Raw genomic sequence first — 14,613 nt, 5'->3', positions numbered from 1 at the left:
GCCGAAGACAGCCGAATTACGGGAGGATGAGCCAGAAGAAGACGAGATAGCCGACGACGAGGATACCACCATCGAGTCGAGACACGTCGCGGTTGCGGAGCATCATCGCGATGACACCGAACGTGAACACGAGGAGCGCAGGGAAGTCGAGAGTGATGGTACTCTCAGGGACCGACACGGGGACCATGATTGCGAGGATACCGAGGACGGCGACGACGTTGTAGATGTTCGAGCCGACGACGTTCCCGATACTGAACTCGGCTTCGCCGCGGACGGCACTGACCACAGAGGCAGCGAGTTCCGGCAACGACGTCCCGAACGCGAGGATCGTCAGTCCGATAAAGCGCGTACTGAAGCCGTAGGCTTCGAGCAGTCCTTTCCCACCCTGGATGAGCCAGTTCGACCCGACGAACAGAAGGAGTAGGCCGAGGCCGAGATAGAGCACGTCTTTGAACGTCGCCGACACCTCGTCTTCGTCTTCGATGTCGATCTCCTCGGTTGCGATGGCGTCTGCTTTGGCAGCCTGCGCCCGGTAGACGAGATAGCCAGTGAACGCGACGAGAATGATGAGGAGAATCCCACCGTCGAGCGGGCCGAGCCGTCCGTCCATGCCGAGCAAGACGAGCGCGAGCGCCGCCGCAATCATGAACGGAACGTGTCGCCGGAGCGTCGTCGTCGAGACGCCCATCGGTTGAATGAGCGCCGAGATTCCCAAGACGAGGCCGATGTTGGCGATGTTCGAGCCGACGATAGCGCCGAGTCCGAGGTCAGCGCTGTAGCCGAGGCCGCTCAATACGGCGACGAACAGTTCTGGCGTCGTCGTCGCGAACGCGACGATGGTCACGCCGACGATAGCCGCCCGAAGACCGAGGCCGATAGCGAGCCGGGACGCACCCTCGACGAGGGCCTCTGCCCCGAGGTAGAGTGCGACGATACCGGCCACGAGGACAGCGGTATCGAAGGAAAGTAAGCTTGCGAGTGCCGACATAGGCGGGAGTAGACCAACGGGAGACCAAAAACACGCCGGTACAGGAGGCGAGCGTCACTATGTACCACATTAAAAATAACCATCATTTTGCGCAGCCGCTTCGACGCTCCAACCCGGTTGATAGCTGCACCGAACAACAGCCGAGTCCCGGCGGAATCCGACGCAGGCGGGCGAGTTAAACCGTCTGCCAAACACCACCTCGGTATGCACGTCTACGGTCTGGTCGGGAATCCCGTCGGCCACTCACTCTCACCGCCGATGCACGAAGCGGCCTACGAGACGCTGGGGCTGGATGCGCGATACGTCACGTTCGAGCCCGAACCGTCGGCGCTCGCCGACGCCATCGCCGGTGCCGACGCACTCGGAATCGACGGACTCAACGTCACGATTCCGTTCAAACAGGACGTTCTCGAACTGGTCGACCCCGACCCACTCGCCGACCGTATCGGCGCGGTCAACACCATCGCCTTCGGCGACAGCGCATCAGGTGACGGTAGCACATCGACGGATAACACACCGAAAGGATACAACACGGACGCCGCGGGCGTCACGCGCGCTTTCGAGCGTCACGACATCGACCTCGACGGGTCGAACGCTGTCGTCGTCGGTGCGGGAGGTGCTGGTCGCGCCGCTGCGTTCGCCCTCGCAGACGCCGGTTCGTCGGTCCACGTCGCCAACCGAACCGCAGCGAAAGCAGTCGACCTCGCAAACGACGTCCCCGGTGCGACCGGCGGGGGTCTCGACAGCCTCGACCGCATCCGCGACGCGACCGTTCTCGTCAACGCCACGAGTGTCGGGATGGAAGCACCCGACGAGACACCCGTGCCGGCGGAATACCTCCACGGTGACCTCGCGGTTCTCGACGCGGTCTATACACCTATCGAGACGCGTCTCCTCCGGGAGGCCGCCGACGCTGGGGCAGTCACTATCGACGGCGCGTGGATGTTACTCTTGCAGGGAGTCGAGGCGTTCGAACTGTGGACCGGCCGCGACGCTCCCGTCGAAGTGATGAACGCCGCACTCCGCGACCGTCTCACCGCATGACGCTGCCGCAGGTTTTTAAATAACGGCACCGCATACAGAGAACTAATATGGGTTTGCTCGAGAGTATCTCGTCCTTTCTGAAATCGCTGCTCGGTGGCGACTCGTCGTCCGCGTCGAAAAACGGCCGTGACACCGACGCGACAGTGACAGTCGAACGAGATACGCGAACGGAACGCGCCGAACCGGATATCGAGGCGGAAGCCGCGGTGAAGGAACCAGTCGAAGAGGCGTCAGCCGACGCTGAGGAAGACGAAGAGACTGAGACGGAGGGGACAGCCGCTGAAGCAGACGAAGTCATCGAAGAAGCGGAGCCAGAGTCCGACGCAGAGGCGGAATCTGAATCGGAGACGGAAGACGAAACTGAGCTGGAAGACGAAACCGAACCAGAGCCAGCGGTCGAAGAGGAAGCCGAGTCTGACACAGCCGAGGAAGAAGTCGAGTCCGACGTAGACGAAGGCGAAGACGAACCTGACGCAGACGAAGAGGAATCCGACACAGCCGAAGAGGAAGCAGACTCAGAGACGGTCGAAGAAGAGACCGAGTCCGAAGCGACCGAAGACACCACCGACGCCGCGGACGAGTCCGAAGACTCACCAGCCGTCGAGACGGTTCGCGGCATCGGTCCGGCCTACGCGGGTCGGCTCTCCGATATCGGCATCGAGACCGTTTCTGACCTCGCCGTCGCGGACGCTGACGACGTCGGAGACGAAATCGACGTGTCGCCCAAGCGCGTCCAGCGCTGGATTGACCGCGCGAACGAGTAGCCCGGCACCGCCTGACACGTCACGAAACCGTTTACCCGACGCACGAACTGGTGCGAGTAATGACCGCACCGACCGTCGTCACCGAGCGCGACGACTTTCTCGCGACTGCCGAAGGCGCTCCCGCCGGGAGTCGCGTCCCCGTCGAAGTCAGGGTCACCGTCGACGACCCGTTCGACGCCTATCGGCGCACGCGACGCAGTTCTGGTGGCTTCTTCTACGAGACGACCGGCGGCCAATCCGGCTGGGGGTATTTCGGCGTTTCCCCCGTCGAACGCCTCACAGTCAGCCCCGATGCCGTCACAGAAACCGGCGAGTCGCCGACACTCGCCGCACTGGAAGGACTCGTCGAGTCGGAGTCGCTCGTTCGCGGCGACTGCGACGTGCCGTACCCCTGCGGCCTGTTCGGCTGGCTCTCGTACGACGTGGCTCGCGAACTCGAATCGCTCCCGGACGACACCGAAGACGACCGCCACCTCCCGCACCTACAACTCGGACTGTACGACCTCGTGGCTGCGTGGCAGGAACCGCGGCGTGGAGGCGATGAAGATGAAGGCGAGAACGAGAGCGACCGAACCGAACTCCGAGTGACCTGCTGCCCGCAAGTCACCCCCGACGCCGACCTCGACAGCGTCTACGACGACGCACTCGCACGGGCGACGGAATTCGCCACCGAGGCAGTCGAGGGCGACGTCGCTCCAGTCGAGCCAGCCGTGGTCGCCGACGAAGCCCGGTTCGAGAGCGCCTGTGGGCGCGAGGAGTTCGCAGAGCGCGTCCGAGCCGCGAAACAGTACATCCGCGACGGCGACACCTTCCAGGCGAACCTCTCACAGCGACTCGTCGCACCCGCCGCCGTCCATCCGGTCGATGCCTACGCCGCACTTCGCCGCGTGAATCCCGCACCGTACTCGGGGCTGCTCGAACTCCGCGGCGTCGACCTCGTGAGTGCCAGTCCCGAACTACTCCTCCGCGTCGATGGCGACCGGCTCGTCACGGAGCCAATCGCCGGGACGCGCCCGCGTGGAGCAACCACAGAGGAGGACGCAGCACTCGAAGCAGACCTCACGACCGACGAGAAAGAGCGCGCCGAGCACGCAATGCTCGTCGACCTCGAACGCAACGACCTCGGGAAGGTGTCGGAGTACGGCACCGTCGACGTGACCGAATACCGCCGCGTCGACCGCTACTCTGAGGTCATGCACCTCGTCTCGCTGGTCGAAGGACGCCGCCGAGACGGAACTTCACTGGCCGATGCCATCGCCGCCGTCTTCCCCGGTGGCACCATCACCGGCGCGCCGAAGCCCCGGACGATGGAGATTATCGACGAACTCGAAGCAACCCGCCGCGGACCCTACACGGGAAGCATGTTCGCCATCGGCTTCGACGACCGGGCCGTGTTGAACATCATCATTCGGACGCTCGTCCGCTTCTGCGACGAGTACCACCTGCGCGTCGGCGCGGGCATCGTCCACGATTCGGACCCGAACAGCGAGTACGACGAGACGCTCGCGAAGGCGCGGGCGCTCGTGAACGCCATCGACGAGGCGCTCGGCGAACAGGCGCAGTTGACCGTGGGGGCAGAACGATGACGCGTATCCTCGTCGTGGACAACTACGACTCGTTCGCCTACAACCTCGTCCAGTACGTCGGCGAGTTCGCCGACGACGTGGTGGTCTACCGCAACGACGACCTGACCGTGGACGACATTCGGGACCTCGACCCCGACGGTATCGTGGTCTCGCCCGGGCCGGGAACGCCCGCTGAGGCCGGTGTCTCCGTTCCTGTCTTCCGCGACCTCGACTATCCGACCCTCGGCGTCTGCCTCGGCCATCAATCGCTGTGTGCCGCACTCGGGAGTCGCGTCGGCCACGCACCCGAGGTCGTCCACGGGAAGCCATCGGTGGTCGAACACGACGGCAAAGGCGTCTTCGCTGGTCTCCCGGATCGTATCGAAGTCGGTCGCTACCACTCGCTCGCGGTCGAACACGACGACATCCCAGACGAACTGGTCGTGACCGCAACGACCGTGGGCGACGAAGACGGCCACGACGCCGGGGAGAGGGCGGTCGTCATGGGCGTCCGTCACCGCGAAAAACCCCACGTCGGCGTCCAGTTCCATCCCGAGAGCATCCTGACCGACGCGGGCAAGGCCATCGTTCGCAACTTCGTCGCTATCGCGGCGGGCGAAGGTCCAGCGACCGAAGCGTGGGGAGAACGTACGCACACGGAGGATGGACAATGAGCGACGACGAGACAGACCGTGTCTACTACGTCGACGGCGACATCGTTCCCGCCGACGAGGCGTCGATTCCGGTCACCGACCGTGGATTCCTCTACGGTGACGCAGCGTTCGAGACGCTTCGCGCCTACGGCGGCGACGTGTTCCACTGGGAAGCGCACGCCGACCGACTCGCCGAGACCTGCGACGTACTCGGTATGGACCACGGCCTCTCGGATGCTGACCTCAGAAGCCGCATCGACGAGACGCTGGCCGCGAACGACCTCGAAGACGCGTACGTCCGTCTGTCGATAACGCGCGGGAGCCAGCCGGGTCGCCTGACCCCCGCCGAAGAAGTAGACCCGCGAGTCGTCGTCATCGTCGAACCCCTACCGCGTGGCGGCCGCGGGTCCGAGCCTGTCTGGGACGGCCCCGCGACGGCCCAGACCGTCCGAACCCGTCGGATTTCTGACCGCGCGCTGCCCGCCCGCGCGAAGACACACAATTACCTCAACGGCATCCTCGCACGAACCGAACTCCGAGTCACGGGTGCCGACGAGGCGCTCATGCTCGATTCGGAGGGCTACGTCACTGAAGGCGCGACGAGCAACCTCTTTTTCGTCGCTGACGACGCACTCTGCACACCGAGTCTCGACGGTCCGGTCCTCCCTGGAATCACGCGCCGTGTCGTGTTGGACCTCGCCCGAGAGGAGGGAATTCCGATTCGAGAGCGGCGCTTCACGCCTGACGAAGTCCGGGATGCGAACGAAGCGTTTCTCACCAACTCGACGTGGGAACTCCGCCCGGTCGAAACGGTCGATGGCATCACCATCGGCGACGGCCCGGTAACGACGCTTCTCTCGCGGCTCTACGACGACTACGTCGAACGGCAGTTCTACGGAACAGAAGAGTAGGTCGCCTCAGAATTCGACGTTCGAACTCGAACTGCGGTCGGCCGGGTCCTTCTCGACGCCGCCCTGTCCCACGAACGAGTAGTCGTCGTCAGAGAGGAAGACGTGGTCGCCGTCGACGGTGATATCGAGGTCGTCGAGAACTGCGCCCTCGCAGGGGCCGTAGTTGCAGTAGCCCGTGTCGGCTTCGAAGTACGCACCGTGGTTCTCGCAGATGAGTTCGCCGTTGCGCATCGACGCACCTGAGCCCTTGTCGATTTTGATGTGCGTCAGGTGCATGCAGTAGTTCAGCCAGCCGCGGATGTCGCCGTCGGTGCGAACGAGAATCGCCTCGCGCTCGTCTTCGTCGTCGCCCGCGACACGGAACAAGAACGTCGTGTCCGCGGGCACGTCGTCGACCGAACAGATTCGTTCGAGGTCGCTCATTGGTATCTGGTCGGTAAGGTGCGGAAAATCTTCTTCGGAAACGGTCGGCGGTGTTGGAGGTAGATTTGCTACTCGTCACGATTCGCAGAGAAACACGTCGTCGCAGTGCGACAAGACGCACTGCTTGGGAGTGTGGTTTTCAGGAGAATAGCGGGAGATAGATTTGAACCCCGGTCGCTGACGCTCCCCGGTTCAAATCTACTGTGCTATGAAGCCGACCTCAGGGGTCGCACCGAGACGAGACTCGGTGCTCAGGAGTTGAGGTCGGCAAAACCATAGCGGGAGGTAGATTTGAACTACCGATCTCCGGGTTATGAGCCCGGCGGAATCTCCTGGCTATCCCATCCCGCTGAATCAACAAACGCGACATCCATTGTTAAGACTTCTGTTTCGGGAGCCGTGTGTCAATTTTCACCGTGACTACCGCTGACTCGAACCGGCAGCAATTCGCCACGTGAACAGGCTCTCAGCGACGTAGTTCAGAAACATCGACGCGGCGATGGCGATGGGCAACGGGATGAGTTGCCAGAGGTCGATGCCGAAGACCGGAATCGACACCGGAACCTCCCGAAGCGCGCGAACCACGAGCACCTGCACTGCGAGGCCGCCGCTCCTGACGAGATTCGACTTCAGGAAGCGACGACCCTTCGCCATAAGGTGGTCTGCGCCCGCGCCCGCGAAGGTCCAGCGGTCGTTGATGATGAACATCACCACGATGGCGACCTCCGCGCCGGCGAGTTTGGCGTACTCGCCGAGGACGCCGAAGAAGATGATGAGGATGCTGCTCACCGTGAGGTCGAACATCGCGCCGACGACACCGACGGAAGCGAACTTCCCGAACCGAGTGCCGGAGGCGAGCGCCGAGAGTCGGTTAGTCATCCGTGGCCTCTGCGGAGAACTCATCGACGAGGGTACACTCGTCGTTCTGGGCGGCGATGAACTCGTGGAGGCGGTCCTCGCGAATCGTCCGGGCGCGGTGACGCGACCGGAGGAGACCGCGTGCCATCTTGATGGTCGTATCGACCGGCGAGACCGTCGAGTTGGGCTGGTCTTCCCAGACGACCGGGACCTCGGCGACACGGTGACCGAATGCACCCGAGACGGCGATGAGTTCGATGTCCCACGCGAATCCGGGTTCGTAGAGGTGGCTGCGAACGTCGTCCCACGCGTCGGCGGTTATCGCCTTCGCGCCGCACTGGTAGTCGTACAGCGGCACGTCGAGCAAGCGACGGGCGAGCCACGCGAAGCCGTCGCCGAGATAGCGGCGGGCAATGGTCTGGTGCGATGCGACTGTTGCACGGGGATGGCGACGCGAGCCGACCGCGAGGTCAGCGCCTTCGCGGACGGCGGCGACGACGTTCCCCATCGACTCCGCGGGTGTACTTCCGTCGGCGTCGGCGAACGCGAGGATATCCGTGTCGAGCGCTTCGAATCCGGCGGTGATGGCGGCACCTTTGCCGCGCCGGGCATCGACAGCGTTCACGTCTACGACTGGAGGGAGGGCAGAGAGAGAGTCGAGTATCCCCGCTCGCGGCGCGTCGAGTTCGACACGGACGACTTCCGGGTCGAACTCCGCGACGAGGGCGCGGACGTACGGGACGAGACGCTCGGGGTCGGGCCGATAGGCAGGGACCACCACCCCGACAGACTGCGACATACCCGTCCATTCTTCGAACGTGGTAAAAAGCGAACCGCTCTCGCGCGCACACCATCCACAACACGTTTACCGCCGGACGCACCTTTCTCTGACAGATGGAATACGCCCTCGTGGCCCGCTGGCTGGCGGTGTTTGCGGTCCTCTGGGCGGTCGGTCTTCCCCTCTCGAACCGACTGTTCGCCCGCCTCCCCGGCCGCGGTGCCGGCCTCACGCTTCCCGTGTCGCTCGTCGTCGTGACCCTCCCAGTGTACCTTGTCGGCCACCTCGCGTTCAGCCCGGCGATAGCTGTCGGTGTCGGCGTCGGCACGCTCGTGGTAGTCTCGGCGCTGGTCGGACTCGACCGCGACGCTCTCCGTGACGGCACAGTTCGACTCGCCCCTGAAATCGACATCGACAGACGCGCCCTCACGCAGGCAGCCACCGTATTCGCTATCGCGTTTCTCTTCGCGGTGACCCTTCGTGCGCTCGACCCCGCAGTCCACGCTGGCGGCGGTGAGAAGTTCCTCGACTTCGGCCTCCTGAAGTCGCTGGCCCGGTCATCGACGCTCCCGCCCGAGGACATGTGGTTCGCGGGTGAATCGGTTCGCTACTACTACGGCGGCCACCTCGTCTCGATTCTGCTCGCGTGGCTCACGGGCACCGACCCTGCGTTCGCCTACAACCTCGCGCTCGCCGGGTTCTTCGGCTTCCTCGTGACCGGAGCGTTCGAACTCGGACGCAGCATCTCGCTGAGTCGCGGCCTCGACGGTCGACTCGGCGGCATCCTCGCGGCGTTCTTCGTCGGGTTCGCGAGCAACCTCGTCACGGTCGGTCGGTTCGTTCTTCGACTCCTCCCCGAAGGGATTCAGCGACCAATCGCACAGGCAATCGCCGAGCGCTCGCGCTACACCGTCTCGCAGATTCTCGCCGGCACGTCGGACTTTTCGTACTGGACTGCGAGCCGTGTCATCCCCGAGACCATCAACGAGTTCCCGCTTTTCGCGTGGCTCAACGGTGACCTCCACGCGCATATGATGGGTACGCCGTTCTTACTCCTCGGCGCGGCGCTCGCGTTCGCGTACTTCCGAACACCGGAAGACGCCATCAGTGAGCGCCGCCTCCTCGTCGGCGCGACTGCTGTGCTCGGCGGGCTACAGGTCGTCATCGACACGTGGAGCTTCCCGTCTATCTTCGGCGTGCTCTTCCTTGGGGTGGTGTTCGCGACCGCACGCCCGTGGACACTGTTCCCCGGACGCGACCGACTCGCCGAACTCGTCGGCGACGACCCAGTCCGCAGCGAGGGTGCGAGAGTGCTCGGGACGACCGCAGTCGTCGGTCTCGCTGGCGTCGCCGCGGTCGCGATTGCGAGTCCGTTCCTCCTCGGCAGCGTCGCAGGCGGCGGGAGCACGCGCACAATCGAGATTCTCACGCCAGCACAGCGAAGCGGGGTTGGTGCGCTCCTCCTCGTCCACGGTGCATTCATCGCCGCGTTTGCGCTTCACTACGTCCGAAACCTCGGTGTCCGCGAGGCGCTTCCGGTCGGTGCGGGCGTCTTCGTGTTGGCCGTCGTCGCCGCCGTGCACTCGTTCGCCGCGCTCGTCCTCTTCGTCCCGTTCGTCCTCGTCGGCTGGGTACTCCTCCGTGCGAGCGACGACCCGCAGTTCGCGACGGTGCTCGTCGTCGCCGGGGCGGGACTGGCGATGCTCGTCGAAATCGTCTTCGTGAACGAGCAGGCCGGTCCGGGTCGGATGAACACGGTGTTCAAGACGTACATGCAGGTGTGGGTCCTCTGGGGTGTCGCCATGGGGCCCGTCCTCGCAGGGCTGTTCCGTGAGGCGGCCGCCGCGAGCGACCTGTCGGTTCCGAAAGTCAACCTCAGCATCCGCCGAGAAGCAATCCGCGCGATGGGCGTCGCCGTCGTCATTCTGTTCGTCGCATCGACGTCGGTGTACGGCGGCCTCGCAGTCAGTGAACACGCCAGTTCGCCCCGAGAAGAAGTGACCCTCGACGCGACAGCGTTCACCGAGTGGCGGCATTCTCAGGAGGCAGCCGCGATTACGTGGCTCGACGAAACTGCCGACGAGGAGACGGTCGTTCTCACGGCACCGGGAACGAAGTGGTCCGAAGCAGTCACAGACGAACGAGAACACGTGATGTACGCGTGGCGCGCGAACCCCGAATCGAGTCTGACCGGTGTGCCGACCGTCGCCGGGTGGGCCCACGAAGTCGGCTATCGTGGCCCTGAAGCGTACTACGAGCGAGTCCGACACGTGGACACGATGTACGTGGGCGACGAGTCGGCCCGCGCGCAGTTCATCCAGAAATACGACGTGCAGTACGTGTGGGTCGGACCGGGAGAACGAGCCCGCTACGGCGACATCGACACCGACGTGCCGTGGTTGACGCCGGTGCACCGCTCTGGCTCTGTGACAGTCTACGAAGTGGAAAAGTCGGAGTTACCCTGAGACAGGGTTAGGCCGCACCGCTCTTTTTGATGACTTCGATGGCGTCGGCTTCGACACCCTCGGTGTCCAGCCAGTGCGGGACGAACTCGCGCTTTTCGAACGCCTCGCGCTCGTCTTCGGTGCCGATGGTACACCACAGCTGGACGCGGTCGGGGCCGTGCCAGTCGCCCTGCCGGTCGATGGCGAAGCACGTGTACTCCTCGCCGTCGTATTTGATGACGGCGTCGCGCCGAATTCCGGGGTCGCCGTGGATGATGAGCTTCTTCATGCGCCGGGATTGGCACACTCACCGCTTAATCGCTTCGGCTTCGGGCGTGGAGGTCGACACTGAAGACCAACATACTGAGGCCTCGAACTAGGTCGGCTATCAGCCGGGTGACTGTGGGCCGTTGTCACGGCTCAACGGGGCACGGAAGAGGATTTTGCGGCCGCGTCGAACCAAACGGGTTTTAACGGGCCACGTCAAAACCCCCACAAGGTCGATATCTATGCAGATGCCACGCCGTTTCAACACGTATTGCCCACACTGCAAGGCACACCACGAGCACGAAGTCGAGAAGGTCCGCAAGGGCCGACCGACCGGTATGAAGTGGAACGCCCGTCAGACGCGACGCGGCAAGGCCACCATCGGTAACGCCGGTAAGTTCTCTAAGGTGCCTGGTGGAGACAAACCCACGAAGAAGACGCACCTGAAGTACATCTGCTCGGACTGTGGCAAGGCCCACATGCGCAAAGGATGGCGCGCAGGCCGCCTCGAATTCCAGGAGTAAATCGATGGCAGGAAACTACTACAAAGTCGCGTGTACCGACTGCGAAAACGAACAGACCATCTTCGGAAAGGCCTCTTCGGTCGTCAACTGCGCCGTCTGCGGGACGACCCTCGCCACGCCGACCGGCGGCAACGCCGAGTTCCACGGCGAGGTCGTCGAGACGGTCGAGCGCCGAGACAGCACCGAGCTCGAGGCGTAACTTCTTGGAGGACGCTTCATGAAGTACAGCGGATGGCCTGACTCCGGCGAACTCGTCGTGGGGAAGGTAGACGAGATTACGGACTTCGGCGTCTTCGTCGACCTCGAAGAGTACGAAGACAAGCGCGGACTCGCCCACATCAGCGAAGTCGCGAGCGGGTGGATCAAGAACGTTCGTGACCACGTCCGAGAAGGCCAGACGGTCGTCGCGAAGGTCCTCGACGTCAACGAGGGGTCTCAGCAGATCGACCTCACCATCAAGGACGTCAACGAGCACCAGCGCAAAGAGAAGATTCAGGAGTGGAAAAACGAGCAGAAGGCCGACAAGTGGATGGCCATCGCGTTCGGCGAGGACGTCTCTGACGAAGAGTACGGCACCGTCGCGAACGCGCTGCTCGCCGAATTCGAGTCGCTCTACGACGGGTTCGAGCAGGCTGCTATTCACGGCATCGAAGTCCTCGAAGACGTCGAACTGGACGACGACGACCTCGAATCTGTCGTCGACACAGCACGACAAAACGTCTCGGTTCCCTTCGTCAACGTCACCGGCTACGTCGACCTGCGCTCGCCCTCGGGCACCGGCGTCGACGACGTGAAGGAGGCGCTGAAGGCCGCCGAAGGCGACGGCGACGTCGGCGACGAAATCGAACTGTCTGTCACCTACGTCGGTGCGCCAGAGTACCGCATCAAGGTGAAGGCACCCGACTACAAGACGGCCGAATCGGAACTCGAAGCGAGTGTCGCACGCGCTCGTGAGGCCATCGAGGCCGTCGGCGGTACCGCCGAATACCACCGCGAACGCAGCGGCGACGAAGAGTAATGAAATCGGACATCCGGGTGTGTAGCGCGTGGCGCGGTCGCCACGACCGCCCGGTGTACTCACTTTCTCAGACGTGTCCGGAGTGCGGCGCACCCACAGAGAACAGCGCGCCCGCTCCGTACAATCCCGACGACACCTACGGCGAGTACCGTCGCGCTCGAAAGCGCCGGGCGGTCGAGGAGTCGCAGGCGACCCACGACTCACAGGCGACCGAAGAGTAGCCGAATCCGGGGTCGGCTACCGACGCCCTCTTAACCAGTGCGTCCGGCACTACGTGCATGGACGACATCGAAATCGAGGCTGTCGCAGAGGCTGACCTCTCCGACGCGGTCCTCATCGAGGGACTTCCGGGCGTCGGAAACGTCGGAAAACTCGCCGTCGAGCACCTGCTCGAAGAGTTCGAGGAGGCCCAACTGGTGCGGCGAGTCTACGCCGACGTGTTCCCACCGCAGGTGAGCATCGAAGACGGCGTCGCCGAGTTGACTCACACCGAGATTCACGCCGTCGAGACACCGGGCGACGGACCCGACCTGCTGTTGCTCACGGGTGACCACCAATCGCAGTCCAACGAGGGCCACTACCACCTCACCGACGCCTTCCTCGACATCGCCGAGGAGTTCGGCGTCGAACAAGTGTTCGCACTCGGTGGCGTCCCGACGGGAGAACTCGTCGACGAACCCTCGGTTCTCGGGGCCGTCGCCGACGACGCCCGAATCGAGGAACTCGAAGATGCGGACGTAGAGTTCCGTGACGGCGAGCCCGCGGGCGGCATCGTCGGCGTTTCGGGACTCATGCTCGGTCTCGGCAGCCGTCGCGGTCTCGACGCGACGTGTCTGATGGGCGAGACCAGCGGCTATCTCGTCGACCCACAGAGCGCACAGGTCGTCATCGAAGTGCTGCAGCAACTCCTCGACTTCGAAGTCGACTTCGAGGCGCTCGAAGACCGCGCCGAGGAGATGAAGGAAGTCGCCGGAAAGATACAGGAGATGCAGCAGCAACAACAGAGTATCGCCAGCGACGACGACCTGCGGTACATCGGCTAATCGCGGTACACGGCGAGGCCTCAGGCCTCGATGATGTCGTCGGATTCGGACTCCGGCACCACGAGTTCACCGTCGAGCGACTGCACCGCGCGCCCGCCGACTTCGATTGATTCTGCGACGCGAACCGAGATGTGACTGGGTCGGTCGACGAAGTGACCCTGTTCGAACTGGAGTTCGTCCGGCATAGAGTCGAAGGCACCGACGTGTCGGAGATACGCACCGCAGGCACCACTGGCGGTCCCCGTCGCGGGGTCTTCGGTGATGCCGACACCGGGGGCGAAACAGCGCGCGTGGAGCGTCGAGTCGCCGTCGATGGCGTCGAAGGTGAACGCGTAGACACCGGCAGCGTCGTACTCGGCGGCGAGTTCTGCGAGCGCGTCGTGGTTGGGGGACGCACCAGAGAGATGTTCGAGAAAGTTCACCGGGACCATCACGAACGGGAGACCGGTAGAGGCGAGTGCGACGGGCATGTCAGCGCCGATATCTTGGAGCGCAGCAGCGTCGATACCGAGCGCGTCGCCGAGGCGACCGTAATCGACATCGAGTTCTCGGACGGTCGGTGCGTCCTGTGTCATCCACACCTCGCCGAACTCGCTGACTTCGACGTCGAGCGTGCCGACGTTCGTCTCCAGCGTGTGTGTCCCCGGTTCGATGGCGCGCTCCGCGGCGAGATGTGCGTAGGCGGCGATGGTCGCGTGTCCGCAGAGGTCGACTTCCTGTGTCGGGGTGAAGTATCGGATTCGGCGGTCGGCCGAGGGAGACGAACAGACGAACGCCGTCTCGCTCGCGCCGAGTTCCGCCGCGATTGCTCGCATCTGTTCCGCGTCGAGGCCGTCGGCGTCGGGGACGACACCGGCGGGATTCCCCGTCAACGGTTCTGTCGTGAAGGCGTCGACGAGAAGGGCGCGTCGGCTATCCATGGAAGTGCGCACTTGCCCGCGCGGTATCAAACCAGCGGGTCACGGAGACGAACCGACGCCAGCGGGTCAGCAGTCAGACGCGAGGTGAGAATGAGATGAGAGCGATACGGAGTCGTGACTGGAGACCGGTCAGTCACGCCCGCGTCCAGCGGACGCCTTGAGAGCGTCGGGCAGCGCCCTCTCCTTGCATCACTTCGCGCATGTTCATGCATGCCGGGCAGCCAACGACTTCGTTGTGTTCGTTTCCGAACACGCGGACGAAGTCGCGCGAGACGAATTCACCACAGTTTCCGCACGTGTGCATCGGTTTTTCACCTACGGCCTGTCGTACTCACCCATCAGACATAACTATGCTCCTTGTTAACATGGGTTAGCTTCTGCCTGACCAGAATGTCATATCGAACAGAACAGCA

The 14,613-nt window shown here is 63.8% G+C and carries 18 protein-coding genes and 1 tRNA gene; 11 read left to right on the top strand and 8 right to left on the bottom strand.

The genetic code is table 11. The features are described from left to right. Positions 1–16: 16 nt before the first annotated feature. Positions 17–988 (bottom strand): calcium/sodium antiporter, encoded by a 972-nt coding sequence (locus C453_RS05650; RefSeq protein WP_008323244.1) that lies wholly within the window; start codon positions 986–988, stop codon positions 17–19. Positions 989–1,192: 204 nt separating this feature from the next. Here C453_RS05650 and C453_RS05645 point away from each other — a divergent pair, with 204 nt between their 5' ends. Genes C453_RS05645 through C453_RS05625 form a run of 5 tightly spaced genes read left to right on the top strand, consistent with a single transcriptional unit; the run spans position 1,193 to position 5,925 of the window. After that, entirely contained in the window at positions 1,193–2,032 is an 840-nt protein-coding gene (locus C453_RS05645) for a shikimate dehydrogenase (RefSeq protein ID WP_008323243.1), read from the top strand. Positions 2,033–2,079: 47 nt separating this feature from the next. Beyond that, positions 2,080–2,796, top strand: a complete 717-nt coding sequence (locus C453_RS05640; protein WP_008323242.1) for a helix-hairpin-helix domain-containing protein — start codon at positions 2,080–2,082, stop codon at positions 2,794–2,796. 59 nt (positions 2,797–2,855) lie between these two features. Beyond that, positions 2,856–4,382 carry an anthranilate synthase component I family protein gene (locus C453_RS05635; RefSeq protein WP_008323241.1) on the top strand — a complete coding sequence of 509 codons (1,527 nt, stop codon included), beginning with the start codon at positions 2,856–2,858 and terminating at the stop codon, positions 4,380–4,382. After that, a complete protein-coding gene (locus C453_RS05630) occupies positions 4,379–5,035 on the top strand; it encodes an anthranilate synthase component II (RefSeq protein WP_008323239.1) in 657 nt (218 codons plus the stop codon). The genes C453_RS05635 and C453_RS05630 overlap by 4 nt, the downstream gene beginning before the upstream one ends. Next, complete coding sequence (locus C453_RS05625; RefSeq protein WP_008323238.1) at positions 5,032–5,925, top strand: aminotransferase class IV; 894 nt, start codon at positions 5,032–5,034, stop codon at positions 5,923–5,925. Before C453_RS05630 ends, C453_RS05625 begins: the two co-directional genes overlap by 4 nt. Positions 5,926–5,931: 6 nt before the next feature. Here the strand turns inward: C453_RS05625 and C453_RS05620 are convergent, their stop codons facing one another. From C453_RS05620 to C453_RS05605, 4 genes are all read right to left on the bottom strand, one after another. Continuing rightward, the gene (locus C453_RS05620) at positions 5,932–6,348 is read right to left on the bottom strand and encodes a Rieske (2Fe-2S) protein (RefSeq protein WP_008323237.1); all 417 of its coding nucleotides are present in this window, start codon (positions 6,346–6,348) and stop codon (positions 5,932–5,934) included. 276 nt (positions 6,349–6,624) lie between these two features. Further along, a tRNA-Met gene (locus C453_RS05615) sits at positions 6,625–6,699 on the bottom strand. A 69-nt stretch (positions 6,700–6,768) separates the two neighbouring features. Then, positions 6,769–7,227, bottom strand: coding sequence for a GtrA family protein (locus C453_RS05610; protein ID WP_008323236.1), 459 nt, complete (start codon positions 7,225–7,227; stop codon positions 6,769–6,771). Then, positions 7,220–8,005 (bottom strand): glycosyltransferase, encoded by a 786-nt coding sequence (locus C453_RS05605; protein WP_008323235.1) that lies wholly within the window; start codon positions 8,003–8,005, stop codon positions 7,220–7,222. The genes C453_RS05610 and C453_RS05605 overlap by 8 nt, the downstream gene beginning before the upstream one ends. Before the next feature lie 95 nt (positions 8,006–8,100). Between C453_RS05605 and C453_RS05600 the strand changes: the two genes are divergently transcribed. After that, positions 8,101–10,449, top strand: a complete 2,349-nt coding sequence (locus C453_RS05600) for a DUF2298 domain-containing protein (protein ID WP_008323234.1) — start codon at positions 8,101–8,103, stop codon at positions 10,447–10,449. Between the two features lie 7 nt (positions 10,450–10,456). Here C453_RS05600 and C453_RS05595 read toward each other — a convergent pair whose 3' ends face one another. After that, positions 10,457–10,717: an HAH_0734 family protein gene (locus C453_RS05595; protein WP_008323233.1), complete on the bottom strand. Its 261-nt coding sequence runs from the start codon at positions 10,715–10,717 to the stop codon at positions 10,457–10,459. Between the two features lie 220 nt (positions 10,718–10,937). Here C453_RS05595 and C453_RS05590 point away from each other — a divergent pair, with 220 nt between their 5' ends. From C453_RS05590 to C453_RS05570, 5 genes are read left to right on the top strand one after another with little or no spacing between them, the layout of a single operon-like run. Then, positions 10,938–11,219 carry a 50S ribosomal protein L44e gene (locus C453_RS05590; protein ID WP_007545081.1) on the top strand — a complete coding sequence of 94 codons (282 nt, stop codon included), beginning with the start codon at positions 10,938–10,940 and terminating at the stop codon, positions 11,217–11,219. Between the two features lie 4 nt (positions 11,220–11,223). Then, on the top strand, positions 11,224–11,418 hold the full coding sequence (locus C453_RS05585; RefSeq protein ID WP_008323232.1) for a 30S ribosomal protein S27e: 195 nt from the start codon (positions 11,224–11,226) through the stop codon (positions 11,416–11,418). An 18-nt stretch (positions 11,419–11,436) separates the two neighbouring features. Next, on the top strand, positions 11,437–12,237 hold the full coding sequence (locus C453_RS05580; RefSeq protein ID WP_008323231.1) for a translation initiation factor IF-2 subunit alpha: 801 nt from the start codon (positions 11,437–11,439) through the stop codon (positions 12,235–12,237). Then, positions 12,237–12,458 (top strand): RNA-protein complex protein Nop10, encoded by a 222-nt coding sequence (locus C453_RS05575; protein ID WP_008323229.1) that lies wholly within the window; start codon positions 12,237–12,239, stop codon positions 12,456–12,458. The genes C453_RS05580 and C453_RS05575 overlap by 1 nt, the downstream gene beginning before the upstream one ends. Before the next feature lie 57 nt (positions 12,459–12,515). Then, positions 12,516–13,280, top strand: coding sequence for a proteasome assembly chaperone family protein (locus C453_RS05570; protein ID WP_008323228.1), 765 nt, complete (start codon positions 12,516–12,518; stop codon positions 13,278–13,280). A gap of 20 nt (positions 13,281–13,300) precedes the next feature. On the opposite strand, the gene C453_RS05565 is transcribed toward C453_RS05570, so the two are convergent. Beyond that, a complete protein-coding gene (locus C453_RS05565) occupies positions 13,301–14,200 on the bottom strand; it encodes a PhzF family phenazine biosynthesis protein (RefSeq protein WP_008323227.1) in 900 nt (299 codons plus the stop codon). Between the two features lie 133 nt (positions 14,201–14,333). Then, on the bottom strand, positions 14,334–14,504 hold the full coding sequence (locus C453_RS20360) for a DUF7563 family protein (protein WP_008323226.1): 171 nt from the start codon (positions 14,502–14,504) through the stop codon (positions 14,334–14,336). Positions 14,505–14,613: the final 109 nt, after the last annotated feature.

The organism is Haloferax elongans ATCC BAA-1513, assembly GCF_000336755.1.
Classification (GTDB): Archaea; Halobacteriota; Halobacteria; order Halobacteriales; family Haloferacaceae; genus Haloferax; species Haloferax elongans.
Note: the sequence above shows the minus strand (reverse complement) of the source record. Positions and strands in the feature narration are given on the sequence as shown.